The organism is Bradyrhizobium sp. (assembly GCF_035935975.1).
Lineage (GTDB): Bacteria > Pseudomonadota > Alphaproteobacteria > Rhizobiales > Xanthobacteraceae > Bradyrhizobium.
In genome coordinates this window covers 100,524-127,436 of record NZ_DASYWN010000033.1, presented here as the reverse complement: position 1 = coordinate 127,436, position 26,913 = coordinate 100,524, and the positions used below count along the sequence as shown (strand labels likewise).

Sequence of the window (26,913 nt, the reverse complement as noted above, 5' to 3'; positions counted from 1 at the left end):
TGCCCGAGCGGCCCTTGCCGCCGCGCCGCTGGGCCCGGTAGGTCGCGAGCGGCACGCGCTTGACGTAGCCGGCATGGGACACGGTCACGACCATGTCCTCGCGCTGAATCAGGTCCTCGTCGTCGACGTTGGAATCGTAGTCGAGGATCTCGGTCTTGCGCGGCGTGGCGAAGGCCTCGCGCACCTCGGCCAGCTCGCTCTTGACGATGGCCTGGATGCGGGCGCGCGAGCGCAGGATGTCGAGATAGTCGGCGATCTCTTCGGCTAGCTTCTTCAGCTCGTCGCCGATCTCGTCGCGGCCCAGAGCCGTGAGGCGCTGCAGGCGCAGGTCGAGGATGGCGCGGGCCTGGGTCTCCGAGAGACGGTAGGTGCCGTCATCGGCCACGCGGTGGCGCGGATCGTCCACGAGCGCGATGAGCGGGGCGATGTCGAAGGCCGGCCAGTCGCGGGCCATCAGGGCCTCGCGGGCGGTGTTCGGATCAGGCGAGGTCCGGATCAGCCGGATGACCTCGTCGATATTGGCGACGGCGATAGCCAGGCCGCACAACACGTGGGCGCGCTCGCGGGCCTTGCCGAGCAGGAACTTGGTGCGCCGGGAGACGACCTCCTCACGGAAGTCGACGAAGGCCTGAAGCATGTCCTTCAGGTTCATCAATTCCGGCCGGCCGCCGTTCAGCGCGACCATGTTGGCGCCGAACGAGGTCTGCAGCGGCGTGAAGCGGTAGAGCTGGTTCAGCACCACCTCGGCCATGGCGTCGCGCTTCAGCTCGACCACGATGCGCATGCCGTCGCGGTCGGATTCGTCGCGGAGATCCGCGATGCCCTCGAGCCGCTTGTCCTTCACCAGCTCCGCGATCTTCTCGATCAGCGTCGCCTTGTTCACCTGATACGGGATCTCGGTGAAGATCAGCGCCTCGCGCTCCTTGCGAAGCTCCTCCGTATGCGAGCGCGCCCGCATGATGATCGAGCCGCGACCGGTCAGGTAGGCCTGGCGCGTGCCGGCCCGGCCGAGGATCATGCCGCCGGTGGGGAAATCCGGGCCCGGCACGATCTCGTTCAGGGCCTCGATCGTCATGCCCGGATCGTCCATCAACGCCACGCAGGCATCGACGAGTTCGCCGAGATTGTGCGGCGGGATGTTGGTCGCCATGCCGACGGCGATGCCGCCCGCACCGTTGACCAGCAGGTTGGGGAAGCGCGCCGGGAGCACCTTCGGCTCTTCGCGCGCATCGTCGTAGGTCGGCTGGAAGTCGACGGTGGCCTTGTCGATGTCCGAGAGCAGCGCGATCGCCGGCTTGGCGAGGCGGGACTCGGTGTAACGCATGGCCGCCGGCGGATCGCCGTCCACCGAGCCGAAATTGCCCTGACCGTCGATCAGCATCAGGCGCATGGAGAAGTCCTGCGCCATACGCACCAAGGCGTCGTAGATCGATTGGTCGCCGTGCGGGTGGTAGTGACCGATCACCGAGCCGACGATGTTGGCCGACTTGACGTAGCGGCGCTCCGGCAGCTGGCCGTTCTCGAAGGCCGAGTAGAGGATGCGCCGGTGCACCGGCTTCAGGCCGTCGCGCGCATCCGGCAGCGCGCGGTGCATGATGGTCGAGAGCGCATAGGCGAGATAGCGCTCTTCCAGCGCCTCCTGCAGCCGCACCTCGTGGATTTCGGCCGGCTCTTCCGGCGGAACTATTCGTTTGCCCATTAGGCCTTTACTTTCAAAGACTTACGGTCAAGTCTCGGGCCGATCGCCCAGAAACGTAGCCAATTCTCCCCCGCTGGGGCGCGATTCGGGCGGATATATAGCAGGCTGGACCACGACATGCGCCCCCTGCCCCGCGCCAGGGCCGCCACGCGAATTATCCACAGGGCCCGCTGTCGCTGTGGGCGGTATGGGGTGCCGGCCGCGTGGTGATAGCGTCACGCGCCTCCGTCAGTACCTCCGAGCGATCGGCCTGGTTACGGCCGGCTCCGGCGCCGCCGGCGAGAGTGAGAACGTGACCCAGCCCGTCCAGCCTCGAGGTCGAGAACCGTCCCAACAGCTAGGCCCAGCCCGGTGTCACCGGTACGGCGGCAAGGCTGCCGAAGATACCCGGCAGCCAGAAGCTGACGCCACCGACGTCGGCGAGGGCCGGCTGCGTGCTGAAGCTCGCCATTGCCAATGCGGTTGCAAGCGTGGCCTTGCGAAGATGTCCCGTCATGTCGCGTCTCGTTCGTCCCATCGTCTCGTCCACCCGAACAGATTGCGCCTGCGCTTCGAAGCCGTCGTGGTGCTCTCGCTACTTCGTGGCGCCTCCAATTGTCGTTGCGACGCGCTCGACGTCCGGCAGCTTCCAGCTGTGGTCGAACAGCGGCTTCTCGGGCCCATAGAGCCGGAACAGCAGTTCGAATTTGCGCGCGGGGTCGGTCGGCACCCAATTGGCGTCCTTGCCCTCGGGCGCCTTCGGACCGAAATAGACATCGACCGATCCGTCCGCGTTTGTCTGGATGCCTGGGCTGATCGAGGCGCGGCTGGCGCTCGGCATGTTGCGCACCAGCGCGTGCGTCTCGCGGTCGTAGACGGTGGCCGACCAGTATTGCTTGACTGGCGCGTTCGCAGGCACGGTCAGCCGATAGGTGACGTTGCCGTCGAAATCCTGGCCGTCCTTGTCCTTGTTGGCCAGCAGATAGAATTGCGCGGTGCCGAGCCGCTTGATGCCGGTGTAGCCCAGCGTGTAGGTCACCCCGCGCGCATCGACCGGATATGCATTTGGATCGCCGTAGCTGCCGCTCGCCGCCTTTACCATTTCCGGCACAGCCGCCGGGAACCAGCGAATGCCGGGATTGATCACCGGAAAGCCTGCATCGTAGATCTGCGCCAGCAGCGCATGTGCCTCCCGCGCGGCCTGATCGAGCTGCGCAACCGTCTTCTGGTCGGGATTAAACGGCTTGCCCTTCTCGATGCCGATCGACCGAAGCTGATCGATCATGGCGCGGTCGCGGTCGAGCCAGGGCTCGCTCTGCAAAATGCGGTCGAGGCCGCGGTAGAAGCTGGCATCGTACGGAATGGTGGAGTCGAACAGGACGTCATAGGCGTCCGTGAAATTGGTCGGCGGCGGCTCCTTCGCGCTCGCGAATGGATAGACCTTGATCTGCTTGCCATAGGCGACGGACTTGGCGACGTCGGCATCACCGTGGCTGGCGAGATTGGCGCGCAGCAGCGCAAACCCGCTGAACGTGTCGGATTGAAGCGCGATGTAGCCCGCCGGCACGTCGCCCTTGTAACCGGGCGGCAGGATCAGATACTTGCCGCCCTGCCCCTTGTCGGCGCCTTCAGGGCCGGCATCCTCCAGCGGCATCTGCCAGGCCGTGACGATGTTGCCGGCGATCGAGCCGCCCTGCGCCGGTGGAATCTCGATCACGAGCGGCCCGTCCTTCACGCTCCAGAACGACATGAAGTAGATCGCATCCGGATTGGGCGTCAGCGTCTGGTTCTTCCAGTTCACCGGCCTCGACCAGTAGACGATCTCGTTGACCTTGGCCTTGGTGGTCTTGAGCATGGTCTGAAGCATCAGGTCGGCGTTCACCGCCGGCATGCCCCAGATCATGGCCTCGACCGCGCGGCGCAGGATGTTGCGCGCGGCAATGTCGTCTGGCGACACGGTCTGCGCATGCACGCATACGCTGGACAGCAGGATGGCAACGGCTCCGAGGATTGATCGTCTCATCACAGCCTCCATCTGCCTTACGTTCCGCTCGCCGGCTGCGGCTCCGGGAATTTCCACTTGCCGCTCAGGATCTCCGCACGCGGCCGATAGAGCCGCACCGTGTAGTTCCAATCCTTCATGATCGGGAGACAATTCGGGATCTTGCCGTCGCAACCGCCGAACTGGATGGCGACCGTGCCGTCGCTATCCTTCCTGGCGGTGACGCTGTTCAGCGAATAGGCGTTGTACGGATTCTTCACGTAGAAGCCTGCGGCGTTGTAGACGCTGACCGACCAGAATGCTTCCACCGGCACGTTCTTGACCTTGAGCTGGTAGATCGTGTTGCCGTCGTTCTTCGCCGGCACGATGTTGAGATACTTCGCATCCCGGTCGGGATTGCCGCCCCAACCGGCAGCGGTCCCGATCAAATGACGGACCGGATCGACTTCCGATTTGGTGCCGAACGCCCTGTCGAAGCTGGTGATGGTCGATGCAAGCACCAGCAGGGCGTCGTGGACCTTCTTCTGGCTAGCCGGGTCCCAGCTCGGCAATTCCAGCTTGCCGCTGTCCTTCTGCGTCAGCTTGATCTTGTCCTGCAGCGCATGGACCTTCTTCAAATCCTCCGGGTCGCTCGGATCGGCAAAGGTGCGGACGCCGATCACGGCGTAGCGCGTGCCGACCTTGTCGCGGCTGAACCTATGCTCGCCCTTGCCGTAGACGGTGGACGCATAATGGTCCTGGCTGATCGACATCAGCGACATGAAACGTCCGCCTGAATCCGGCAGCGTCACCGTCACCGGTCCGGCATCGAGGTCGACGACGGCAAAGCTGTAAAGCGTGTCACGATTGAGCCTGATGATGGTCTGGTCATCGATCGAGGCCGGCTCGCGGTGGTGAAAGATCTTGCCCAGCCCTCCGGACTGCCTGGCGAGATTGCCGATATAGGTGTCGGACTCGGCACGGATGAAGTTGTCGACCGTCACCGGGGTCGGCGACTGAGCAAGGGCACAAGGAGCGGTCAGGAGCAGGATCGAAACGGACAGTGCGGCTGGTCTCATGGCTTCCTCTCACTCAGAACGGATTGACGTAATTCAGAATTGCGACCTGTCGCAGGATCACGCGGCGCACGATATGAGCTGGCTTGACGTGGTCGGTGTAGATCGCCGCCGTCCCTGCGCTGCCGGCCGGCAGTCGCTTGACGAACTCTGCGTCGTCCAGCCTGACGCGCACGATGAAGGGCGCAGCCTCGATCGCCTTCGGGAGCACCGCTGTACCCGACGTTTGCGTCTGCCCCGGCGCGATCGCCTGGAGCACGCTCTCGACCTTCCCGGAAAAGATCTGCCCGGGCGCGAATTTGAAGGTGGCCTCGACTTCCTGCCCCGGCGCGACGTAGCGCGCATCGATCTGGTTGATCTCGACACCGATTATGGTGTCGGAAGTATCGATGAACGCAATCACCGGAGACAGCGGCAGGTTCGAGACCCGCGCACCCTTGCGCAGCGCAAGGTTGGTGACATAGCCGTCGGTCGGCGCGCGCACGATTGTCTTGTCGAGATTCCATTGCGCCGATTCGAGCTGGCCGGTGAGCTGGTCGACCTCGGACTGGCGCTGCTCGACGTCAAAGCCGCGGCCGGCGTCGCGCTCGTAGAGCTGCGTCATCTGGCCGAGGCGTGTCTTGGCGAGCTTGAACTGCGCTTCGATCGCCTTGACCTGCGCGGCATAAGGCGTCGGGTCGATCTTGAAGAGGACGTCGCCGGATTTCAGCGGCGTGTTGGCGATAACAGGAACATCCGTCACCTCGCCCGCCACATCTGGCACGATCGAGACGGCGTTGCGCACAACCAGCGCATCGCCCTGCGGCGCGCCCCAGCCCATCGGGACCAGGAGACCAAACATCACGAGTACCAGAACGATAATCGGCGATGCCTTCCAGAACAGGTTGAAGGGCACGACCTTGAAACGCACCAGCAGGAATAGCAGCAAGAGATAGATATTGAGGATCGCAACCGCCATCAGGCGTCCCCCGCCTTGCGCGCGGGCACGTCGAGATAGGCCCAGATGAAGGCGATCGGCCACAGCGCGAAACCGAAGAACAGCGTGATCCAGCCGGCGACCGTCACGGCCTGCGCATGCGGATGGTTGCGTGATTTCGCGATGTGCCCGGGCAGCCATCCGGCGATGCAGACCACGCCGATCGCACTGGCGATCAGGATCACCAGCACGACCCAGGCGAAGATGTCGTAACCGCTCACGACGGCTGCCTCGTCGTCATCGCAGCGCCGCCGTCACTGGCAATAATCCCAAAAGCCCTGGGTGCGGGACGGATCGGTGTAGTACCAGCACATGCCGGGCGCGGGCGCAGCGCCTGCCCACGCCGCAGCCGTCGCTGCCGTCACGACACCGATCGCGGCACCCGCGGCGATCGCGCCACCACGCGGCCAGCCGTACCAGCCGGGTCGCGCCCAGCCGCCGCGTCCGGCGACCGCCGTGGTGCTGCGAACCGCGACGTTACCGCGCGGCCCCCTGGCGACCGTAGTGCCGCGATAGGCGCCCCCTCGCGGCCCGACCACGGCGCCGCCGCGATGAGCGACGGCTCCGCCGCGGGGGCCGACCGCAGCGCCGCCGCGGCGGCCGGCGGCACGGACCTCGATAAGGTCGGGTGTTGTGGTGGCCTCGTGCTGGATCGCGGAGGGCTGCAGCGGCGCCGCCGACGTTGGCCCCGATGGAATTGATGTAACGGCCGCCAGCACCAGAATACAGCCTGCCAATTGTGCCACGCGAATATGATCAGACATTGTCGTACCTCCCACGCTTCTGTGCATTGTCCTTCAGCCTCGTCATCGAGTTCATCTGCATCGGGGCATTGCGATGCTGCCGCGCTCGAACTCGCTACTGCGGCTTCAAGCGTTCGATCTCACCGAGCCGCTTCAATGCCGCCTGCTGCCGGAGCAGGCCGTAATTGATGCCGCTTGCATTCAGCGAGCTCCCCTCCTGGTAGGGGAACTGATCGAAATCGGAGAAGAACTCCTTGATCTTTCCCTGCACCGGCACGATCAGCCACATGTTCTGGGCGAGGAACTGGATAGCTCCGCCGCCGTCCTCCATGCCCCGCTCATACGGGTCCATGCGCAAGTTCGCGATCAGCGACCAGGCGGGGACCTCTCGCGTTGCCGTCGCAATGTTTCCCTTGGAGGCCGTTGCAAAACTCAGCTTCCAGTCGTTCCACCTGATCGCATTGAGGTTGCCGCCCTGGTCGAAATAGTAGAGCGCGTCGCGCGGCGCGGTGGTGGTTTCGCCCTTGAAGAAGGGCAGGAAGTTGTAGCCGTCGAGGTGAACCTTGAAGTTCTTGCCGCTGGCGGCAAACCCCGTCTTCATTTTCTCCTTGATGTCCGGGATCCCGGCCGCTGCACAGAGCGTCGGGAACCAGTCGATCAGCGAAATGATTTCGTTGTACTGCGTGCCCGGCTTCACCACGCCCGGCCACCGCACCATCATCGGAATGCGCATGCCGCCTTCCCAGGTGGTGCCTTTTTCGCCATGGAACGGCGTCTGCGCACCGTCGGGCCACAGCGCAAGCTCGGCGCCGTTGTCGGTGGTGTAGAGCACGATCGTGTTGTCGGCGATGCCGAGGTCGTCGAGCTGCTGAAGGAGCTCGCCGACCATGCCGTCGTGCTCGACCATGCCGTCGGCGTGGATACCCTTGCCAGTCTTGCCGAGCGACGCCTGCTTCAGATGCGTGAAGACATGCATGCGGGTCGAATTGAACCAGCAGAAGAACGGGCGGTTCGCTCTGGCCTGGCGGCCGATGAAATCCTTGGCTCCGCCGAGGAACTCCTCGTCAACCGTCGGCATTCGCGCGGTGTTCAGAGGTCCCGTGTCCTCGATCTTTCCGTCAGCGGTCGATTTGATCACGCCTCGCGGTCCGAACTGCTTCCTGAAATTGGGATCCTTCGGATAGAAGTAGCCTTCCGGCTCTTCCTCGGCATTGAGGTGGTAGAGATTGCCGAAGAATTCGTCGAAGCCGTGCTTGGTCGGCAGGTGCTCGTCGCGGTCGCCGAGATGGTTCTTGCCGAACTGACCGGTGGCATAGCCCTGCGTCTTCAGGACGTCGGCGATCGTCGGCATCCAGTCCTGGATGCCATGGGGATCGCCGGGCATGCCGATGGTGAGAAGACCGGTCCGGAACGGCTCCTGGCCCAGGATGAACGAGGCGCGGCCGGCGGTGCAACTTTGCTGGCCGTAGGAGTCGGTGAAGATCGCTCCCTCGCGCGCGATGCGATCGATGTTGGGCGTGCGATAGCCCATCATGCCCATGGTGTAGGCGCTGATCTGGGGAATGCCGATGTCGTCGCCGAAGATGACGAGAATGTTGGGCTTGCGGTCGCCGGCGGGCGCCGCGGCCGGCGCTGCCGAAGGGGCCGCCTTCTGGGCCTGCGCGAGGGCCTGCGAGGTCAGCGCTGCGGTTGCAACGATCGATGACGTACCGAGCAGCACGGCTCGGCGATGAATCGCGGACGTGTCGGCAGAAGTGGAATTCGTAACGGCATTATCCTGGTTCTTCGTCTCGTTGGTCATTCGACGCTCCCTGAATTACTCGAACTTGGTTGGCGTAGATAAGGGCGAAGTCTTGGTCGTCCGTTCCGTCTGGGGCCTCCCGTGCTTGATTTACCTTGCAGGTTTTCGATAGTCGGCGATGCTCGAGCTCACGGCTGGGTTCAGATGCGCCGGCAGACCTGCTCTGGCGCGCGTTCGGTCGCGCGCCCGCAGCCTGCGGCGAGCGGCGGTCACGTGGCGCAGCAGCCGGCGTGGCGACCAATGCGTCGGCTCCTGCCGCTCCGCGAACAGCTCGCGCTCGATCGCATCGAGCTGGCGGTCCAGCTCCGGATCGTGTGCCGCGGCCTTGAAGGCTCCGGTCGTGGTCGGGGCGTGCGTCCCGCCGAGGTGCGGCAACCACTCGATCAATGCGAAATAGGCTACCCGCGCGTCGCGATGCCGAAGCGCGCGGCGCAGCCGGCTGAAGGCAAACGCTTCCGAGTGAAGATGCGCCTGCCGCCGCTGATCAAGACGGGCCGCAACGCGACGTGTCAGACGCGGCGCGAAGCAAGCGAACCCGACGGCGACGGCCGTCAGAAGCAGCGCCGCCGGCCAGTTGTCGAGCACGAACGCGACGATGCCGTCCCATGTCCATTCCCGGCCCGATCGGTCCGGGGCACCTGCCGCCGCAGGGCTAGCTACTCCCTTGAGAGGCACCGCATCGAGATGCACCGCCTCGATCTTGCCGCTCCCGACATTCCACCAGCCTATATCGACGGCCGGCAGCAAATAGTCGCCGGCTCGCTCCAGCATGTAGGTCGCGGAATCAACCCGCGTCGAGGTCACGACGTCGCTGCGCCCTTCCGTCTTGTCGTCGAGCACCGGCTGCGCCGGATAGGCCTTGAGGCCGTCGACCGCGGCAAAGCTCTGCGGCGGCAGGAGCATCGCGAGCGTGCCCTCGGCGCGGATCGTGACCGTGCGCTTGACCGCATCGCCCGGCTTCAGCTGATCCGACGAGCGGTCAATCGTCTGCTCCGCGGTCAATTTTCCGGCCGAGAGGAACGGCCGTAACGATGCCGCTCCGTCCGGGACGTAGGCCTCGAGCGCGACGCGCGGCAGCACAATCGACACCCGGCGCGTCGCCGGCGGGACGGCAGCGTATGTGACGCTGATGCTCTGGTCCGCAATGGCGTAAGAGCCTTGCTCCTGCGGGTAGATCGCAAACTGGAAGCGCACGCCGGCATAGGTCGTGCCGTTACGGTTCTCGCTGATGTTGGTACTCTGCAACGGCCGCGTCGCGGCGTTGCGCACCTGGAAGTCAGGCAGCTCGGGCGGTGCCGTCATGTAGTTCGGCACCAGCACGACGATCTCGATCGTCGCCGGTTGCCCAACCACGACGCGCGGAGGATCGATCGTCATCTGGACGATCGGATCCGGCGCGCCAGCCGGCTGCGCGCGGGCTGCCTGTAAGGGCAGTACGGCCGCAAGCAACAGCGCCTTGGCGATCCCGTGTCTCATGGCGCGGCCTTTCCCGGTGCCGCGACTGACGCCTGGATTGCGAACTTCAACTTGAGGAAATCGGCCGGCGAGGTCTGGACCTGGCGCATCCAGGCCTCGGCTGCGCCCGGGGTCGTGAGGTCTTGGGGCGTCACCGCGATCCGCTTGCCGCCCTTTTGCTTGGGATCGACGCGCGTCTCGTCTGCCTTCATGTCCGGCGGCGCCTTGTCGTCCTGCTCCTGCTTGCGCCGCTTCTCTTCCTGCGCATCCAGCGCGGCCTGCACGATGGCCCGGTTGGTCTTGGCGGCGAGGTTGCCCGGCTGGGCCTTGAGCACCGCGTCATAGGCTGCGATCGACCTCTCGTAAGCATGGTTCTGCGCCTGCGCATTCCCGAGCGCGAACATCCCGTCGATGGTGTCGACGTGGGAAAATTCCTGCGCGGCGGCCAGGAAGTCGTAGGCGCGATAGGCGGCGATCCCCCGCCACATCGGGTCGGCAAACAGCCGTGCCGCAGCCGCATAATCGCCGCGGTCGAAGGCAAGCCGTCCCTGCTGATCCGGCGTCAGCCAGAGATTGACAAACCGGGAGCCTGCTTCGGCTTTCGCCGGCGCGACCTGCGTCGCGATCATCATGGCAAGCGCCCAGGCCACGGTGGTGCCGCGCCGGAACCAGAGCAGGCTCAGCACGGCCAGCAACGGCAGCAGCCAATAGCCCTCGTCCCGCCATTGCGTGCCGAACGCATCGCCCTGGGCAGCCTGGAAGCGCGTCTCGATCCGCCGTTCGAGCCGCGCGATGTCGGTGCCGTCGATGCTGACCCGGATGACATCCGCGCCACCAGGCATCGCCGATGCATCGGCGCTCACCGCAAGGATGACGAGATTGTTGCGCCCGGCCGCCTGCCGCACTGTGGCGGCGTCGACCGCGCCAAGATCGTCGGCGACCACGAGGATGGTACCCGCGACGGGCTCGGTCGCGAGCGCCGTGGCGGCCAGCGCGACCGCGCCGGTGACATTCTTCCCGTCCGCCGGCATCAATCCCGGGGCAAGCGCGGCCAGGAAAGGCTCGATCACGGAGCGGTCGTCGGTCGGCGGCATCACCAGATGTGCGGTGCCCGCATAGGCGACAAGTCCCGTCCTTGCGCCCGTGCGGGCGGTGAGCAGATCGCTGATCTTCTGCTTGGCGCGTTCGAGCCTGGAGGGCGCGACATCGGTCGCGCTCATCGACGAGCCGACGGCGAGCGCAATCATCAGCGGCGCCTTGTCCTCGACGAAGGGCGGCAGTTCACGTCGCCATGTCGGCCCCGAGAGAGCGACGATGCCGAGCGCCAATGCCGCAGCCACGAGGTAGAGCGGATCGATGTGGCGTCCGCGCGGCGGCCGCACGATCAGATGCGTCAGGAGATGGGGGGCGATCACCCTGCCCCATTGCGCGCCCGCGCTTTGCCGGCGAAGCAGCACGACGAACACGATCGCCAGCGGGATCAGCGCCAGAAGCCAGAGCGGGCGCAGCAGATGGAAGGATAGCGTTGCTGCCTCAGGCATGGCTCACGCTCCTCATGCGCCGCCACTCGCTTCCGAGCAGGAGCGCGAGCCACAACAGCAAGCCGAGCGTGACGGCGGCGCCGAGCGGCCATTGAAACAGCGGCAGCTTCGGACGCCACGACTGGGTCTGAAGCTTTGCGGGCGCCAGCCGGTCGATGTCGGCATAGATCGCCTCGAGCTGGGCACCGTCCTCGGCCCTGAAGAAATGACCGCCCGTGGTGCTGGCAACGCGCTGCAGGACGCCGAGATCGACGCGGTTCTCGCCGGAGGCTGCGGGATCGCCGACCCCGATTGTGTAGACCGCGACATCGTTCTGGCGGGCGATGTCGGCGGCGTGCTCGGGCGGCACGCGGCTTGCCGTGTCGTTGCCGTCGGTCAGCAGCACCAGCAGCTTCTGCTTCGACGTCGAAGCGGCGAACGTCTTGATGGCGAGGCCGATCGTATCGCCGATCGCCGTCTGCTGACCGGCCATGCCGACCGCGGCCTGATCGAGCAGTTGCTGCGCGGTCTGGAGGTCCTGGGTGAATGGCACCTGCACATAGGCCCTGGTGCCGAACAGGATCAGGCCAACGCGGTCACCCCTGCGGCGGGCGATGAAATCCTTGAGCACCCGCTTGACGCCATCGAGACGGGTGAGCGTCGTTCCGTCCGGCGCCTTGAAGTCGCGCTGGTCCATCGATCCCGAGATGTCGATCGCCAGGATCAGGTCGCGCGCGGACACATCCCGCGTCACGGCATCGCCGACCCATTCCGGCCGTGCCAGCGCCACAACCAGCAACGCCCAGATCGCCGCCGCCGCGATCATCTGCACCGCCCGGCGCTCCAGAACGACGGCGCCCCGCTGCGGCGTCTGTCCGGTCGCCGCTGCCAGCCTGTCGAAGAACGGCACCTGGATCGACGCCTGCCGCGCCCGGTATGGCGGCAGCAGCCACCAGACGAGGAGTGGCAGCGGCAACAACAGGAGCAGCCATGGCCAGGCGAATTCAACCATGATGCCCCCTGATCCAGCGGCGGACGAGTAGCGTCAGCGATTGCAGCTCGGCGCGCTCCGGCGGCATCTGCTGATATGGGCCGCTCACGAGCAGTCGGCCGACGCCCTGCGAGAATTCGACGCCACCATAGCTGCGATCGAGGAAGGACAGCCACGCCGGCCCGACCAGCGGCGCGACTTGATCGCGCGGAAAGGCGGCAAGCGCCGTGCGCCTTACCAGCACCGTCGACCGCGCCAGCAACTCCGACGGCCCCGCGTTGCCGGCATGCTCGATCCGGTGGAGCTCCGCGAGCGCTTCGCGGCGGTAGCGGTTGACGCGGCGCAGATGCGCGTAGCGCCAGACGGCCGCGCCGACGGCGACAACCAGAAGGCCGATCGCAAGCCGCGCCTCCCAGGTCTGTGGCCACAGGCTCACCTCGCGCGGCAGCGGAAAATCGATCAGGCCGGCCACGGGATCGGCCTTGGTGGAGGAGACTTCAGCCAAGGGCAGCCTCCGTCTGGCCGTGTACCGCCGTTCGGCCATGGCGCGCCGGCAATCCGCCGAGCAGCCGGCGGAGCTGCGCAGCGGTGTCCTCCGCCGCGCTCAGAGGCAGCACGGGAATGCCGATCTCATGTGTCCAGGCGAAGATGCCTTGCAGGCGGTCCTGCGTGGCCTGCGACACGCTTCTACGGACGCTGTCGCGCCCGACATCGAGCCGGATCTGCAATTCGCCGTCGGTCACCGTCATGCTGGCCGACGGCGGCAGGTCGCTTTGCAGGGGATCGTGGACGAGAACAGCGATGACATCGTTGTGCCGGGCAAGGGCCGTCACCGCCTCACGGGTGGTCGTGTCCGCACCGTCGAAATCGCTGATGATAATCACGGCAGCATCGTGCGGCGCACGGCGCCTGGCATGATCGAGCGCCGTGTTGAGCATGGCGGGCGCGGAGACGAGGCCCCGCCCGACGCCGAGCGCCTGGTTTTGCGAGGCGATAGCCGCAAGGATCTGGAGCACGGTCGCACGGCTGCGCCGCGCCTTCACCTCGACGAGCTCGCGATCGCCGAACACGATCGCGCCGATGCGATCGCCGACGCCGAGCACCCGCCAGGCGCCGATCGCCGCAGCCTCGGCCGCCGTGACCGATTTCATGGCGCGGCGGCTGCCGAAGAACATCGACAGGCGCTGGTCGACTACGATGATCGTCTGCCGGTCGCGCTCCTCGTTGAAGACGCGGATATGCGGCTTGCGCAGCCGTGCCGTCACCTTCCAGTCGATCGCGCGGACGTCGTCGCCGGCGCGATAATCCCTGATCTCCTCGAAGTTCAGGCCGCGGCCACGCAGACGCGAGGCAAAGCGGCCGGAGAGCAGGCTGTGGACCGACTGGCGCGGCAGGAACGAGACTTTGCGTCCGGAATATTCGAGCGCGATCAGGTCGTCGAGATCGACATAGACACCCGGCGATTTGGCTGATGTCCGGCTCATGTCCGCCTCAGGCCGCAGCAACCAGTTCGGTGATCTTGTCGATCGCCTGATCCGGTGTGATGCCTTGCGAGACCGCCTCGTAGCTGAGGATGATGCGATGCCGCAGGCAGTCGTGGATCACCGCCCGCACGTGATCGGGCGTGACGAAATCGTAGCCATCGAGCCAGGCACGGGCGCGCGCGCAGCGGTCGAGCGCGAGGCTCCCGCGCGGACTGGCGCCGACCTGGATCCATTTGCTCAGGGGCTCGCCGTAGCGGCCGGGGAAGCGCGTCGCGTAGACGACGTCGACCATGTATTTCTCGGCGAGATCCGACACGAAGATGCCGTCGATCTCGCCGCGCGCATCGAGGATCGCCTGCTGCGGGATCGGCGGCGGCTCGGCGCCGCGATCCGCAGGAGCTCGCGCATTCTCGTTGCGATTGAGCCGGATGATCTCGCCTTCCGTCGCCTCGTCGGGATAGGTGATGACGACGTGCATCAGGAAACGGTCGAGCTGCGCTTCCGGCAGCGGATAAGTGCCCTCCTGCTCGATCGGGTTCTCGGTCGCGAGCACCATGAACAGCGCCGGCATCTTGTAGGTCGTGCCGGCGACGGTGACCTGGCGCTCCTCCATCGCCTCGAGCAGCGCCGACTGCACCTTGGCGGGCGCGCGGTTGATCTCGTCGGCAAGCACCAGATTGGCGAAGATCGGCCCCTTCTGGAACTGGAACTGGCCGCCCTTGTCGGTCTGCACATAGATCTCCGCGCCGGTCACGTCCGACGGCAGCAGGTCCGGCGTGAACTGCACGCGCGACAGGTCGGCCGCCAGATTCTTCGCCAGCGTCTTGACCGCGCGCGTCTTGGCAAGGCCGGGAAGGCTCTCGATCAGCAGATTGCCGTTCGCCAGCAGCCCGATCAGCATGCTCTCGACCAGATGATCCTGACCGAGCACGGACTTTCCGATGCGCGACTTCAGCTCGAGCACGGTGTCGTGGGCGGGTGAACTCTTCGAACGTTCCTGTTCTGGCACGGTTCTTAATTGATTCATGCGACAATCGGCATTGCTGTGAATCGGATCGAGTGCCGGCCGTCGAGGCTCAGCGGTCGGCACTCATGTTCGCTGCGCTATTTCGGCGCCGCCTTGTCCATCGATTTCATCAGCGCGTCGACCATCTGGTCGATGCTGAAGCTCGCGGACCGCTGGCTCGGGGGATAGTCCTTGAAGGTCTGCAGGAACGGCGCCACGCGCCACACGCCGTATTGGATCAGGTAGGCGTTCTTGGCGAGCCAGTCGTAGTATTGATCGGACACAACGTCGGCGCGCTCGAATGGGTCCATCCGCAGATTGAATATCTTCGGTGCGCGCAGGCAGGTGAACGGGTTCGCCCAGACCTCGAAGCCGCCCGGCTTCCTCTGCTCGCAGAAGACGATCTTGAAGTCGTTGTAGCGGTAGGCAACGACTTCACCGTCGTCATTGAGATAATAGAACTCGTTGCGTGCAGACTTGCCCTGACCGGTCAGCAACGGCAGCTGATTGTAGCCGTCGAGATGGACCTTGGCGGGCTTGCCGCTGAGATCGGTACCCTTCAACAGCCGATCCTTGATATCGGTATCACCGGCTGCGGCGAGCAGCGTCGGGAACCAGTCGAGCCCGGACATCATCTCGTTGGAGACTTCGCCGGCCTTGATGCGGCCGGGCCAGCGCACCATGGCCGGCACGCGGAACGCACCTTCCCAATTGGTGTCCTTCTCGCTGCGGAAGGGCGTTGTCGCCGCGTCCGGCCACGACCACTGATTGGGTCCGTTATCCGTCGTGTAGACGACGATCGTGTTGTTGGCGATGCCGAGGTCGTCCAGTGTCTTCAGCAGCTTGCCGACATCGCCGTCGTGCTCGATCATGCCGTCCGCATATTCGTTGCCCGGCATGCCGCTCTGTCCCTGCATGGATGCACGAACATGCGTAAACGCATGCATGCGGGTCGTGTTCATCCAGGTGAAGAACGGCTTGTTCGCCCTTGCCTGCCGCTTGATGAAATCGATCGCAGCGTCCGTGGTCTCGTCGTCGACCGTCTCCATCCGCTTCCTGTTGAGCGGACCGGTGTCTTCGATCTTGCCGTCGGCGGACGCCTTGAGCACGCCGCGCGGCGTGTTGCCCTTGGTGAACGCGGTATCGTTCTTGGGGTAGTAAGGCCGCTCGGGCTCCTCTTCGGCATTGAGATGGTACAGGTTGCCGAAGAACTCGTCGAAGCCGTGCTTGGTCGGCAGATATTCGTCGCGGTCGCCGAGATGGTTCTTGCCGAACTGCCCGGTGGCGTAGCCGAGCGGCTTCAGCGCCTGGGCGATCGTAACATCGCGATCCTGCAGGCCGACGGCCGCGCCGGGAATGCCGACCTTGCACAGGCCGGTGCGCAGGCAGACCTGCCCGGTGATGAACGTCGAACGTCCAGCCGTGCAGCTGTTCTCCGCATAATAGTCGGTGAAGATCATTCCTTCATTGGCGATGCGATCGATGTTCGGCGTCTTGTAGCCGACCACGCCGCGCGTATACGCGCTGATGTTGGACTGGCCGATGTCGTCACCGAAGATCACGAGGATATTGGGCTTCGCGGTGCTGGGCTGTTGTGCGATCGCGGGAGATTTGACCAAGGGCGACAAGCTCGTCGCGAGCAGCGCCGCTGACAGCAACCCGAGAAGCAACGGTTTCCGGCTGCCACTGGCATGACTCGCCCTCGCTCCGCCCTTGTCTTTGTGGCTCATGCGATCTCCCTACTTTCCAGACGGCATCGGTGACGTCGTCGGAGGCGTCCGCACCACGCAGCGAAAACCGACATGGCTGGTCGAGGTGTCGACCGGCTCGGCGTGGCGTGCGGCGGGGCGGTAGCGGCGGCAATAGTTCGGCGCGCAGAGATGCGAGCCGCCCTTCAGGACTTTGCGCGGGATGCGGATGTTTGGCTGGCATGGATCAAAGCTCGCATCCTCCCGGCCGCCACGCGGGTTCTGCGGAATGCAGCAGGGCTTTGCGGCATCGGCCACGTGCCGGGACGACCACCAGTCCGCGGTCCACTCCCAGACATTGCCGATCATGTCGTAGAGGCCGTAGCCGTTCGGCGGAAACGCCATGACCGGCGAGGTACGCTCGAACCCATCCTCGCCGAGATTCTGGACAGGAAAATTCCCCTGCCAGATATTGGCCATGTGCTTGCCGCCCGGCATCAGTGCGTCGCCCCAGGCGAACTCCTCAGCCTCGAGACCGCCGCGCGCGGCGAACTCCCACTCCGCTTCCGTCGGCAGCTCCTTGCCGGCCCAGCGCGCATAGGCCGCCGCATCGCTATAGGAGACGTGCACGACGGGGTGATCGTCGAGACCCTTGATGTTGCTGCCGGGGCCGTAAGGGTGGCGCCAATTGGCGCCGCGCATGAAGGACCACCACTGGCTCCAATCCTTGAGATCGGTGATGCGCGGCAGCGGCGAGAATACCAGCGATCCCGCGTAGAGCATCTCCTTCAGCGCGCCGGGATAATCCTTGGGATCGGGAACGATCTGCGCTTCGGTGACGTGGCCGGTGGCGTTGACGAATTGCTTGAACTGCCGGTTGGTCACCGGCGTACGATCGATCCAGAAGCCGTCGACGCCGACACGATGGCTCGGCGCCTCCTCGGGATAGTGATGATCGGATCCCATGCGGAAGATGCCGCCGGAAATGAAGACCATCTCGCCGGTCTTCACATCATCCGGCAACCACTCGCAGTGACCCGGGACCGCCCGCAGCATGATTGAAACTCCGATACGCGCATCCCACCAGTGCTACGGCACGGAATTTGGCGGCGATCGACGATGGGGATTTGCCCGGCGCATTGGACGCATTATCTGGTCCCCTCCTTTTTGGCGCTGCGGAAGCAGAAGGAGACGCCTCATTGCGTCAGCATCACTTTCCCTTCGTGCGCACGTTATCGAGCCCACGGCAAATCCCCGCCGTGTGCCCCCTGCCGTTCGCAGGGCGCTTCCGCTTGATATCGCTAAGGTTGAAAACGGTATCCGAAGAATGGTCGGCTGTGATGTGCAGTTTGTGCCAGTATGCTTGAGCGCTGGGTGAGGCCTAACGACCCATGTCGCAAACCCCTGAATTTGAAGCGCAATGCAGCAAAACTCACCTGCCGGATTTCGATAGCCTTTGCCTCAAAACGCGAAGGCAGATTGTCGCGCCACTTCGCGTTGTGGTAGAGCTTTACTGCCCCCTGCCCCAGAATTGTCGCGCTTCAGTAACAGGCTTCGGCCATGGGGCAGTTCCTTCTGGTAGATTCGCGGAAGCTCGACGGCTTCGAGGGCCTTCATCAGGCCGTTCACGGTTCTCACGTCGACGTCATGCAGCTCGGACGCGGGCGGCTGCGCGGGACACTGTCCCATGTCGGGATCGGCGACTTCTCTCTCAGCATCGGCGCCTTCAACGTCGGTATGCGGACACAGCGTACCTCCAGCGACGACAAGCTGATCGTTGGGATGCTGCTGGCCGCCGAGCAGCGTGTCGCTCACTGGTCGTTCGATATGCAGCTCGGCGACGTGCTGGTGATTCCGCCGCTGCTCGAGCATGACGGCGTCTTTCACGGCGCATCCGCTTATGCGGCGATGCGCTTCGACCTCGATGAGGTGACGTCATTGTTCGGCGGAGAGGCACGCCTGAGTGATCCCGACACATGGCGCAGTCGCGGTCATTTCCGGGCAGACCCTGTCACTGGTTCGACGGCCTCGCGTCGTCTCGTCCAGATCATGTCCCATCTGCGCAACCACAAGCTCGGCCTGACACCGTCGACCGCGGATTTCTGGAAGCGAACGATCGTCGAATGCATGGCCGCCAACGTCATCTCGTCGTTGCCGCCCGACGACAGCGGCTGGCTTCCGTCGGCAAGGCGCCTGATCCGCAGGGTCGAGGAGTATCTGGACGAGGCCGGCTCACGGCCGGTGCATGTGTCCGAGATTTGCGCCGCGTTCAGCGTGTCGCGCCGTACGCTGCATCGCGCCTTTCAGGAGGTGTTCGGGCTCGGGCCGGTCACCTTCCTGCGTCACAAGCGCCTGTGCAGCATCCACTCCATCTTGCGGCAGAGCGCGCCAGGCTCGACTACGGTGGCCGCGGTCGCCATGCAGCAGGGTTTTTACGAGCTCGGACGTTTCTCCCAGTATTATTTCACGATGTTTGGTGAGCACCCGTCGCAGACCTTGGGCATATCGCTGCCCTTCTCGGACGGCAGACGCGCCCAAGCCTAGTGTGAAACGCTCTAGCTCCGCTCGCTTCTGCAGATGAAGCGGCGAGCGGACATGTCCGCGCACAATGATCTCCGCCCCGCCTGGCTCAACGGTAGCGACGATCGATCGAGATCTGCGGCAGCTATTGTCCAGCCCAGCCCGCCGTCACCGGCGGCTGAGTCTTGGCCTGCGCCGGCGCCGGCCCGTTCGTCACACAGCGGCGGGCGGCCTCGATCTCGGCCTCGGTTGCTCCGTGGGATCGCGCCCATGTCTCTGCGGCCGCAGCGGAATATTTCGCGACATAGTACCGCACGACGGTGCAGGAGGCCCGACGAAACAGGCCCGGCTGCGGCTCACCGGCCGTTGCGTCAGGCGCAAATGCAAGCAGCGCTGCCGAGAGCGCGAATCCCCTGATCATCATTAAGACTGTCCCCGTTGTGGAACCTGCCCCCCCCGCCAACGCGAATGGGTAGGTTTGGTTCCGGTCGAACGGCATCAGGCAAGGCAGAGAAGCGTTCAGTTCATGGCGCCGGAAGTGCCGCCTTGGCCTGCTGGCGCGTCAGGGCGTTGATGAAGCCGGCGCGCGCATCGGAATGGCCCTGGCCCCGCGGCTCCAGCACGTGGCGCAGCAGGAACAGGCCGGTCAGCCGAAAGCCGTCCTGGAGATCCTGCTCGGTGAGTTCGTTCGCGGTCTCGCCATGCCGCAGGAACGGCGGCAACCGCAGCAACCGGTCGCGCCACGGCTCGCCGGCGCCGCGCGATACCGCGCCGCCGGATTTGGGCGAGACGTAAATCAGATCCGAGGTCTCCCCCGTCACCGCGCAATTCTCCAGCGCGAGCCCAAAGCCGAGCTCGGCGAGCATCGCCAGCTCGAAATGGATGAGATGCACCGCGGCGCTGCCGATGTCGTCGAAATCGTCGAGCGAATGTTCGAGCATCGAGAATATCTCCTCGTGCGGGTCGCGCTCCGGCAGCAGCCGCGCGATCGAAGCGAGATGCGTGACGCCGTAGACGCCATGGGACGATCCCAGCAGCGTCGCCGCACGCAGCTTCAGGCCTTCGATCGCATAGGTTCCGAGGTGCTCGTCGAGCCGCGCCCGCCACACCGCGCTGACGCTGTTGCCCGGCTGCAGCAGCGGCCGCAGCCGCGAGCTGGCTCCGCCGCGCACGAGACCGAGATGCCGGCCATGCGCGCGCGTCAACAGCTCGACGATGGCGCTGGATTCGCCATGCCGCCGCACACCCAGCACGATGCCTTCGTCGGTCCATTCCATGGGGGGAAGTCTAGCGGATTCCGCCCTGCTGCGCCGGATAAAACGTCACGCGTTGAACCAGCCCTGGGCGTCGCCGGTGAAGGAGAAATACAGACCCAACGCCGTCAGCACGCAGGAGACGATCTCGATGGCGCTGTCGAGCTCCATGCCCTTCTCGCCCATGATCTGGCCGAGCGAGATCACCGACAGCACGAGGGCTGCCGCCAGCACCCAGCGCGGCCAGTTCTTGCGCCAACGCGCGGCCAACCAGACAAAGTAGACGAGGAGCAGAATCATGCCGCCGGCGAGCAGCGTCGCCGTCATGATCATCTGCTCGGTCATCTCGGCACTGGGCGTGCGGTCCTGCACCGCGACCGACAAGGCATCCAGCATCAACGAGGCATAGAGCAGCGCTTCGAAGCGCCGGACGTTGCTGGGTACGCTCATCGGTGACCGATCTTTTCTTGGTTATTCTTTGGGGAAGTCCAGGCCCATCTCGCGATAGCGATCAGGATCATCACCCCAGTTCTCGCGCACCTTGACGAACAGGAACAGATGCACCGGGACGTCCAGGATCTGCATCAGCTCTTTCCGCGAGTCCGCGCCGATCGACTTGATGGTGGCGCCGCCCTTGCCGAGCACGATCTTGCGCTGGCTTTCCCGCTCGACGAAGATCGTCTGCTCGATGCGCACCGACTTGTCCTTGCGCTCCTCCCACTTGTCGGTCTCGACCGTGGACTGGTAGGGCAATTCCTGGTGCAGCTTCTGATAGATCTTTTCGCGCGTGATCTCGGCCGCCAGTTGCCGCATCGGCGCGTCCGACATCTGGTCCTCGGGGTAGAGGTACGGCCCAGGCGGCACCATCTCGGCCAACGTCGTGCGGATATCGTCGACGCCGTCGCCCGAGATCGCAGCGATCATGAAGGTTCTCGCGAACTTCATGCGCTCATTGGCGGCCTGCGCCAGCGCCAAGAGCTTCTCGCGCTGGACCAGGTCGACCTTGTTGATGACCAGGATCTTCTCGTGATTGACGCTGGCGGCCTTGGTGAGGATCGCCTCGGCCTCTTCGTCGATCCCGGTCTTGGCATCGAGCAGCACGCAGACGAGGTCGGCATCATGCGCCCCGCTCCAGGCGGTCGAGACCATGGCGCGGTCGAGCCGGCGCTTGGGCAGGAAGATGCCGGGCGTGTCGACCAGGATGATCTGCGCGTTGTTCTCGATGACGATGCCGCGGATCAGCGCGCGCGTGGTCTGCACCTTGCGCGAGACGATCGTGACCTTGGCGCCGACCAGCGCGTTGACCAGCGTGGACTTGCCGACATTGGGCGCGCCGATCAGCGCGACGAAGCCGCAGCGCGTCGCGGTGGGTGCCTCACCGCTTGATTCAACCGTCATTACCGCCGCCAACGCCTTCACGTTCGATCATCACCGAGGCCGCCACCTTTTCCGCCGCGCGCTTGCTGCCGCCGACACCTTCCGCCGGTGCGAGTCCCGGCAGGTCCACCGCGACGCGGAACTGCGGATCGTGGTGCGGGCCGGTGCGCTCGACCTCGCGGTAGACCGGCGTCGGCAATCCCTTGCCCTGCGCCCATTCCTGCAGCACGGTCTTGGGATCGCGCAGCGGACGCCGCGGCTTGTGCATGCGCTCGGTCCAGTTGCGCTTGACGAACTCGTCCGCCGCCGCATGGCCGCCATCGAGGAAGATGGCGCCGATCACGGCTTCGCAGATGTCGCCGAGGATGGACTTGCGCAGGCGGGCATCGGCGCTGGAGCCCACCGAGCCGAGCTTGATGTCGTCGAGCAGACCGAGCGACTTGGCGACGTCGGCGCAGCTCTCCTTGCGCACGAGTTCGGCAAGGCGCTTGGACAACTCACCCTCATCGGCATTCGGGAAGGCGTGATAGAGCATGTCGGAGACGACGAGGCCCAGCACGTGATCGCCGAGGAATTCCAGCCGCTGATAGCTGTCGCCGCGTTTGCGGCCGGACTTCAGGGCCGAGACATGCGTGATCGCCTGCATCAGCAGGTTGGGATCGGCAAAGCCGTGCCCGATACGCGCCTCGAGCGCGGCGTTCGCGTCCGCTGCCTTGGCCTTGCTGCCCCGCGCCCGCTTCTTTTTCGCAGGCGCCTTGGTTGCAGCTTCGCCCTCAGGAGCGGCTTGCGCCTCGATCGATTGGTTTGCGATGTCCTTGGCTTCGTCTTTCATCGCACGATTTTGAAGAAGCGATTCCAGCGCACCGACCACGGCCAGCGCCAGAACATCCAGGCATGCTCGCCTTCGCCGATGGAGAAGAAGATCATCTGGGCGCGACCGATCAGATTCTCCTGCGGCACATAACCAACCTGGCCGAGGAAGCGGCTGTCGGTGGAGTTGTCGCGGTTGTCACCCATCATGAAGAAATGGCCGGCCGGCACCGTGTAGACGTTGGTGGTATCCATGTAGCCGTTGTCGGCGCAATCCAGCGTCTCGTAGGACACGCCGTTCGGAAGGGTCTCTTTCCAGCGCTTCACCCGCGAAATCGCGCCGCTTTCCGCGCCGCAGGGATCCTCGCCGACATACTCGCTCATGCGCTGCCGCTCGACCGGGGTGTCGTTGATGTAGAGCAACCCGTCGCGCATCTGAATCCGGTCGCCCGGCAGCCCGATCACGCGCTTGATGTAGTCGGTCGAGTCGTCCTTGGGCAGGCGAAACACGACGATGTCGCCACGGTTCGGGTCCGAACCCCAGATCCGCCCCGAGAACAGCGGCGGCGAGAACGGGATCGAGTAATGGCTGTAACCGTAGGAATATTTCGAGACGAACAGATAGTCGCCGACCAGCAGCGTCGCCTTCATCGAGCCGGACGGGATGTTGAAGGGCTGGAACAGGAAGGTGCGGATCACCAGCGCGATCAGGAGAGCGTGGATCACGACCCGGATCGTCTCGCCGACGCCGCTCTCAGTTTTCGTTCCCGAAGTCACGCTCATTGCTCTCTCAATTCCGGCCGGCGATCACAGAACGCCCTCCTCCCGCGAACGGCCCACCGGCTCGCGGCTCAAGGAGTTTGTCCTGATTCTGATAGTGAGGGCCAATTCCGGCGTAAAGCCGAATTCGCCCAGCCTGATTTGCGTCCGCGGACTTTTAGACGGTTGTCGCAGGCCACGCAATCAAGGATCGCATCAAAAACCTGTAAAGTATTGATTTTCAATGCAAATTATAAAATTAACGCCAAGCCGTCAGGGCTTGGCCAGCGGGACGGCGGAAATGATCACGAAGGCCTGTGCCAACGGCCAGTCATCAGTGATCGACAGGTCGATCTGGGCCTCATATCCCTCCGGCGTCAGGGCCTGGAGCCGGGCCAGCGCCCCCCCGGTCAGCCGCATCGACGGCCGGCCCCCAGGCAGGTTGACCACCCCCATGTCGCGCCACCAGACCCCCTGCCTGATGCCGGTGCCGAGCGCCTTGGAACAGGCCTCCTTGGCGGCGAAGCGCTTGGCGTAGGTCGCCACCACCATCCTCTCGTTCTTGGCCCGCCGCTCGGCCTTGGCCCGCTCGGCCGGCGTGAAGATGCGGTCGAGGAAACGCTCGCCATGGCGCTCCATCACCTTGCCGACGCGGGTGATGTCGATCAGGTCTGAGCCGATGCCGATGATCATGCCCGGCTCCGGCCGCGGTCCATCGCCGCGCGCATGCTGCGGACGGTCTCGGCAAGACCCACGAACAGCGCCTCGCCGATCATGTAGTAGCCGATGTTGAGCTCCATGATCTCGGGCAGGCCTGCGATCTTCTCCGCCGTGGCGTAGTCGAGCCCGTGGCCGGCATGAACTTCCAGCCCTGCGGCCTTCGCCAGCTTCACGCCCGCAACGATCCGCTTCCACTCGGCCTCGGCCTTGTCGGTGTGACCGTCGACCACCGCGTCGCACCAGGCGCCGGTGTGGATCTCGATCACGGGCGCGCGCAGCCGCGCCGCCATCTCGATCTGCGCGGGGTCCGCGGCGATGAACAGCGAGACGCGGATGCCGGCATCGTTCAGCCGGGCGATATAGGGCGCGAGCGCATTGTGCTGGCCGACCACGTCGAGCCCGCCCTCGGTCGTCACCTCCTGGCGGCGCTCCGGCACCAGGCACACCGCGTGCGGCTTGGTGGCGAGCGAGATCCGCATCATGTCGTCGGTCGCCGCCATCTCGAAATTGAGCGGCTTGGAGATCCCGGCCTTCAGCCGCGCCATGTCCTCGTCGCGGATGTGCCGGCGATCCTCGCGCAAATGGGCGGTGATGCCGTCGGCGCCGGCCTCGATCGCCAGCAGCGCGGCGCGCACCGGATCGGGATGGCGGCCGCCGCGCGCGTTACGCACGGTTGCGACGTGGTCGATATTGACGCCGAGGCGGAGCGGAGAAGCGGGCATTTCAGGACTCACGAAATCGGAGAGACAGACGACGACGATAGACGCCTATCCATTAACACGTTCGACTTTGGCGACGACCGCCTTGGCGCGCAACTGGGCCAGGATCGCGCTCAAATGCTTGAGATCGTAGACTTCGAGATCGATCGTCGTCTCGGTGAAGTCAGGCGAGCGGCGCTGCATGCTGATATTGTCGATGTTGCCGTCGTGCTCGGCGATCACGGTGGCGATCTGCGCCAGTGCGCCGGGCTCGTTGACGTTCTCGACCTTGATGCGGGCCGGGAAGCGCTGCGGGGCGGAGTCCTCGATGTCCCAGCGGACGTCGAGCCAGCGCTCCGGCTCCTCCTCGAAATCCTTCAGCGCCGGCGCCTGGATCGGATAGATCGTGATCCCCTCGCCCGGCGTAACGATGCCGACGATGCGGTCACCGGGCACGGCGCCGCCGTTCGGGGCGAACTTCACCGGCAGGTCGGCATTGTTGCCACCGATGGGAATCGCGACCGGGCTGCGTGGCGGCTCCAGCACCTTCTCCTTGAGCTTGGCGGCGAGCCCCTTCTTGATGCCGTAGCGCGCGACGCGCTCCTCCTTGTAGTCTGGATACATCGCGCGCGCGACGTGAGACGCCTTGATCTCGCCCCTGCCGACCGCCGCCATGACGTCCTCGATCGAGGTGCGCGCCAGCCGCGGCAGCGCGCCCTTAAGCTTGTCGTCGGCGTATTCGATCTTGGCACGCTCGAACAGGCGTTCGACGATGCGCCGGCCGAGGCCGACATATTGGTCGCGCACCGCAGTGCGCGTTGCGCGCCGGATCGCGGCGCGTGCCTTGCCGGTGACCGCGAGCGTCTCCCAGGCCGAGGGCGGCGCCGACTGCGCTTCAGAGGTCAGCACCTCGACTTCGTCGCCGTTCTGGAGCTCGGACGACAGCGGCGCGAACTGGCCGTTGATCTTGCAGCCGACCGCACTGTTGCCGACGTCGGTATGCACGGCATAGGCGAAGTCGATCACATTGGCATGGCGCGGCAGCGCGATCAGCTTGCCCTTCGGGGTGAAACAGAACACCTGGTCGTGGAACAGCTCGAGCTTGGTGTGCTCGAGGAATTCCTCGGGGTTGGCACTCTCGGAGAGGATGCCGATGGTATGGCGCAGCCAGGCGAACGCGGTGGATTCGCGCTTGAGGAATTCGGTCGGCGAACCCACGCCTTCCTTGTAGAAGACGTGCGCGGCGATGCCGCGCTCGGCGATCTGGTCCATCGCCTCGGTGCGGATCTGCAGCTCGACGCGCTGGTTGCCGGGACCGATCACGGTGGTGTGGATCGAGCGGTAGTCATTCTGCTTCGGCGTCGAGATGTAGTCCTTGAAACGACCCGGCACGACCGGCCAGGTGGTGTGGACAATGCCGAGCGCGCGGTAGCAGGCCTCGATGTCGTTGACGACGACACGGAAGCCGAAGATGTCGGAGAGCTGCTCGAAGCCGACCGACTTGCGCTCCATCTTGGTCCAGATCGAAAACGGCTTCTTGCGGCGGCCATAGACCCGCGCGCCGAGACCCCTGTGACGCAGATTGTTGGAGAGCTGGTCCTCGATCTCGCCGATCAGATTGCGGTTGCGCTCGGCGAGTGCATCGAGCCGCTGCATCACCACCGAATAGGCTTCGGGATCGAGGGTCCGAAAGGACAGGTCCTCCAGCTCCTCGCGCATTTCCTGCATGCCCATGCGCCCGGCCAGCGGCGCGTAGATGTCGAGCGTCTCCTCGGCGATGCGCCGGCGCGATTCGGTCGGCACGAAGTCGAGCGTGCGCATGTTGTGCAGGCGGTCGGCGAGCTTGACCAGCAGCACGCGGACATCGTCGGCAATCGCCAGCAACAATTTGCGCAGGTTCTCGGCCTGCTTGGCCTCGCGCGACACCAGCTCCAGCCGCTTCAGCTTGGTCAGGCCCTCGACCAGTGCGCCGATCTCGGGGCCGAAGATCTGGTCGATCTCGGCCCGCGTCGCCTCGGTATCCTCGATCGTGTCGTGCAGCAGCGCAGCCACGATGGTGGCGTCGTCGAGCTTGAGGTCGGTGAGAATCGCCGCCACTTCGAGCGGGTGCGAGAAGTACGGATCGCCCGAAGCGCGCGTCTGCGAGCCGTGCGCCTTCATGGCGTACACATAGGCGCGATTCAGCAGGTCTTCGTTGGTGTTGGGATTGTAGGACCGGACGCGCTCGACGAGGTCATATTGCCGCATCATACGCGCGCGCGGCTTGGCCGGACGGGTCACCGGCGCAGTCGGGGCCACGGCAACCGATTCGGTTGCGGCCAGCATCTGCGTTGGACTGCGGCGCCGATACACCATGCCATTCCTGCCTTCAAACGGA

General features: G+C 65.0%; 26 protein-coding genes. 1 reads left to right on the top strand and 25 read right to left on the bottom strand.

Features of this window, described 5'->3' with window-relative positions:
* From VGR99_RS17850 to VGR99_RS17775, 16 genes are all read right to left on the bottom strand, one after another.
* On the bottom strand, window positions 1-1,594 hold a 1,594-nt coding region (locus VGR99_RS17850), incomplete at its 3' end, for a DNA topoisomerase (ATP-hydrolyzing) (RefSeq protein ID WP_326900061.1).
* A 442-nt stretch (window positions 1,595-2,036) separates the two neighbouring features.
* Window positions 2,037-2,195, bottom strand: coding sequence for a hypothetical protein (locus VGR99_RS17845; RefSeq protein WP_414645128.1), 159 nt, complete (start codon window positions 2,193-2,195; stop codon window positions 2,037-2,039).
* A gap of 78 nt (window positions 2,196-2,273) precedes the next feature.
* Entirely contained in the window at window positions 2,274-3,701 is a 1,428-nt protein-coding gene (locus VGR99_RS17840) for a DUF1254 domain-containing protein (RefSeq protein WP_326900055.1), read from the bottom strand.
* Between the two features lie 17 nt (window positions 3,702-3,718).
* Complete coding sequence (locus tag VGR99_RS17835; RefSeq protein WP_326900053.1) at window positions 3,719-4,738, bottom strand: DUF1254 domain-containing protein; 1,020 nt, start codon at window positions 4,736-4,738, stop codon at window positions 3,719-3,721.
* A 13-nt stretch (window positions 4,739-4,751) separates the two neighbouring features.
* Window positions 4,752-5,693 carry an efflux RND transporter periplasmic adaptor subunit gene (locus VGR99_RS17830; RefSeq protein WP_326900052.1) on the bottom strand — a complete coding sequence of 314 codons (942 nt, stop codon included), beginning with the start codon at window positions 5,691-5,693 and terminating at the stop codon, window positions 4,752-4,754.
* Window positions 5,693-5,932, bottom strand: coding sequence for a DUF3302 domain-containing protein (locus VGR99_RS17825; protein WP_326900051.1), 240 nt, complete (start codon window positions 5,930-5,932; stop codon window positions 5,693-5,695). The genes VGR99_RS17830 and VGR99_RS17825 overlap by 1 nt, the downstream gene beginning before the upstream one ends.
* Before the next feature lie 33 nt (window positions 5,933-5,965).
* Window positions 5,966-6,475 carry a hypothetical protein gene (locus tag VGR99_RS17820; RefSeq protein ID WP_326900049.1) on the bottom strand — a complete coding sequence of 170 codons (510 nt, stop codon included), beginning with the start codon at window positions 6,473-6,475 and terminating at the stop codon, window positions 5,966-5,968.
* 94 nt (window positions 6,476-6,569) lie between these two features.
* Window positions 6,570-8,255 carry an arylsulfatase gene (locus VGR99_RS17815; RefSeq protein ID WP_326900048.1) on the bottom strand — a complete coding sequence of 562 codons (1,686 nt, stop codon included), beginning with the start codon at window positions 8,253-8,255 and terminating at the stop codon, window positions 6,570-6,572.
* Window positions 8,256-8,345: 90 nt separating this feature from the next.
* Window positions 8,346-9,731 carry a BatD family protein gene (locus VGR99_RS17810; RefSeq protein ID WP_326900046.1) on the bottom strand — a complete coding sequence of 462 codons (1,386 nt, stop codon included), beginning with the start codon at window positions 9,729-9,731 and terminating at the stop codon, window positions 8,346-8,348.
* A complete protein-coding gene (locus VGR99_RS17805; protein WP_326900045.1) occupies window positions 9,728-11,251 on the bottom strand; it encodes a VWA domain-containing protein in 1,524 nt (507 codons plus the stop codon). The genes VGR99_RS17810 and VGR99_RS17805 overlap by 4 nt, the downstream gene beginning before the upstream one ends.
* Window positions 11,244-12,242, bottom strand: coding sequence for a VWA domain-containing protein (locus tag VGR99_RS17800; protein ID WP_326900044.1), 999 nt, complete (start codon window positions 12,240-12,242; stop codon window positions 11,244-11,246). The genes VGR99_RS17805 and VGR99_RS17800 overlap by 8 nt, the downstream gene beginning before the upstream one ends.
* Entirely contained in the window at window positions 12,235-12,726 is a 492-nt protein-coding gene (locus VGR99_RS17795) for a DUF4381 domain-containing protein (protein ID WP_326900043.1), read from the bottom strand. Before VGR99_RS17795 ends, VGR99_RS17800 begins: the two co-directional genes overlap by 8 nt.
* Complete coding sequence (locus tag VGR99_RS17790; RefSeq protein ID WP_326900041.1) at window positions 12,719-13,705, bottom strand: DUF58 domain-containing protein; 987 nt, start codon at window positions 13,703-13,705, stop codon at window positions 12,719-12,721. Before VGR99_RS17790 ends, VGR99_RS17795 begins: the two co-directional genes overlap by 8 nt.
* Before the next feature lie 7 nt (window positions 13,706-13,712).
* Window positions 13,713-14,732 carry a MoxR family ATPase gene (locus VGR99_RS17785; protein WP_326900040.1) on the bottom strand — a complete coding sequence of 340 codons (1,020 nt, stop codon included), beginning with the start codon at window positions 14,730-14,732 and terminating at the stop codon, window positions 13,713-13,715.
* A gap of 77 nt (window positions 14,733-14,809) precedes the next feature.
* A complete protein-coding gene (locus VGR99_RS17780; RefSeq protein ID WP_326900039.1) occupies window positions 14,810-16,441 on the bottom strand; it encodes an arylsulfatase in 1,632 nt (543 codons plus the stop codon).
* Window positions 16,442-16,450: 9 nt separating this feature from the next.
* Entirely contained in the window at window positions 16,451-17,455 is a 1,005-nt protein-coding gene (locus VGR99_RS17775; protein WP_326900038.1) for a formylglycine-generating enzyme family protein, read from the bottom strand.
* Window positions 17,456-17,959: 504 nt separating this feature from the next.
* On the opposite strand from VGR99_RS17775, the gene VGR99_RS17770 reads away from it, so the two are divergent.
* Window positions 17,960-18,943, top strand: a complete 984-nt coding sequence (locus tag VGR99_RS17770; RefSeq protein WP_326900037.1) for a helix-turn-helix domain-containing protein — start codon at window positions 17,960-17,962, stop codon at window positions 18,941-18,943.
* A gap of 121 nt (window positions 18,944-19,064) precedes the next feature.
* On the opposite strand, the gene VGR99_RS17765 is transcribed toward VGR99_RS17770, so the two are convergent.
* From VGR99_RS17765 to VGR99_RS17725, 9 genes are all read right to left on the bottom strand, one after another.
* Window positions 19,065-19,343 carry a hypothetical protein gene (locus VGR99_RS17765; RefSeq protein ID WP_326900035.1) on the bottom strand — a complete coding sequence of 93 codons (279 nt, stop codon included), beginning with the start codon at window positions 19,341-19,343 and terminating at the stop codon, window positions 19,065-19,067.
* A gap of 100 nt (window positions 19,344-19,443) precedes the next feature.
* The gene (gene recO / locus VGR99_RS17760) at window positions 19,444-20,196 is read right to left on the bottom strand and encodes a DNA repair protein RecO (RefSeq protein WP_326900033.1); all 753 of its coding nucleotides are present in this window, start codon (window positions 20,194-20,196) and stop codon (window positions 19,444-19,446) included.
* 45 nt (window positions 20,197-20,241) lie between these two features.
* Window positions 20,242-20,622: a hypothetical protein gene (locus VGR99_RS17755; RefSeq protein ID WP_326900031.1), complete on the bottom strand. Its 381-nt coding sequence runs from the start codon at window positions 20,620-20,622 to the stop codon at window positions 20,242-20,244.
* A 21-nt stretch (window positions 20,623-20,643) separates the two neighbouring features.
* Window positions 20,644-21,570, bottom strand: coding sequence for a GTPase Era (era, locus tag VGR99_RS17750; protein WP_326900028.1), 927 nt, complete (start codon window positions 21,568-21,570; stop codon window positions 20,644-20,646).
* Window positions 21,560-22,381 carry a ribonuclease III gene (gene rnc, locus VGR99_RS17745; RefSeq protein WP_326900027.1) on the bottom strand — a complete coding sequence of 274 codons (822 nt, stop codon included), beginning with the start codon at window positions 22,379-22,381 and terminating at the stop codon, window positions 21,560-21,562. Before rnc ends, era begins: the two co-directional genes overlap by 11 nt.
* Complete coding sequence (lepB, locus tag VGR99_RS17740; RefSeq protein WP_326900025.1) at window positions 22,378-23,142, bottom strand: signal peptidase I; 765 nt, start codon at window positions 23,140-23,142, stop codon at window positions 22,378-22,380. Before lepB ends, rnc begins: the two co-directional genes overlap by 4 nt.
* A gap of 249 nt (window positions 23,143-23,391) precedes the next feature.
* Window positions 23,392-23,811, bottom strand: coding sequence for a holo-ACP synthase (gene acpS / locus VGR99_RS17735; RefSeq protein WP_326900023.1), 420 nt, complete (start codon window positions 23,809-23,811; stop codon window positions 23,392-23,394).
* Window positions 23,808-24,560 carry a pyridoxine 5'-phosphate synthase gene (locus tag VGR99_RS17730; protein ID WP_326900022.1) on the bottom strand — a complete coding sequence of 251 codons (753 nt, stop codon included), beginning with the start codon at window positions 24,558-24,560 and terminating at the stop codon, window positions 23,808-23,810. Before VGR99_RS17730 ends, acpS begins: the two co-directional genes overlap by 4 nt.
* A 45-nt stretch (window positions 24,561-24,605) precedes the next feature.
* Entirely contained in the window at window positions 24,606-26,891 is a 2,286-nt protein-coding gene (locus VGR99_RS17725) for a bifunctional (p)ppGpp synthetase/guanosine-3',5'-bis(diphosphate) 3'-pyrophosphohydrolase (protein WP_326900020.1), read from the bottom strand.
* Window positions 26,892-26,913: the final 22 nt, after the last annotated feature.